1 protein-coding gene is annotated in these 806 nt (G+C 70.1%); it reads left to right on the top strand.

The window, feature by feature from the left end; genetic code table 11:
* Positions 1–806, top strand: an 806-nt coding sequence (locus tag K9B37_RS24530) for an autotransporter outer membrane beta-barrel domain-containing protein (protein WP_224316436.1), incomplete at both ends; no start/stop codon positions are given.

Below are 806 nucleotides of genomic sequence, written 5' to 3'. Positions count from 1 at the left end.
GTGGCGCCGGGCAACTCGATCGGCACGCTGTCGGTCAATGGCAACGTCTCCTTTGCGCCCGGTTCGGTCTATGCGGTCGAGATCAACGCCGCCGGTCAAAGCGACCGCCTCGCCGCCACCGGCACCGCCACGCTCAATGGCGGCACGGTGATGGTCCTGCCCGACCAGGGCCTGTTCTTTGCCGAGAACAGTCCCTACACCATCCTGACCGCGCAAGGCGGCGTCACCGGGCAGTTCGCCGGCACCCAGAGTGCGGAGTTCGCCTTCGTCTCGCCGACGCTCGGCTATGCCACCAACGCCGTGACGCTGACCATGGTGCGCAAGAGCGATCCGACCCCACCCACGCCCCCCGCTCCGCTGGCCTTCCACTCCGTGGCACTGAGCCAGAACCAGTACCGCACCGCCGATGCCATCGAGGCGTTGCGGCCCGGTAACCGGCTCTATGATACCGTGCTCGGATCCAGCGTCAGCGGCGCCCGCCAGGCCTTCGATGCGCTGTCGGGCGAAGCCCATGCCTCGGCGGTCAGCGTCGGCTATGCCCAGGCCCAGCTGGTCGAGAATGCCCTGCTCACCCGCCTGCGCCAGCCGCTGCTCACCTCCTCGCTGCCGCGGCTCGCCCAAGGATCGTATCCTGCCGCCTTCGCCGCCGATCGCCCCGGTCAGGCCGTGGCCCCGGTGGCGGTGGCACCGGTTCCGGTTGCCCCGCGCTATGCCCTGTGGGGCGAAGGCTTTGGCTCCTGGGGCCAGACCCGCTCGAACGGCAATGCCGCGGCCCTCGATGCCGCGACCGGCGGCTTCGTGCTCGG

This window comes from Microvirga puerhi, assembly GCF_020089865.1.
In the GTDB taxonomy this organism is placed as follows: Bacteria; Pseudomonadota; Alphaproteobacteria; order Rhizobiales; family Beijerinckiaceae; genus Microvirga; species Microvirga puerhi.
The sequence above is the reverse complement of the archived record's forward strand: the minus strand, read 5'-3'. Positions and strand labels throughout refer to the sequence as shown.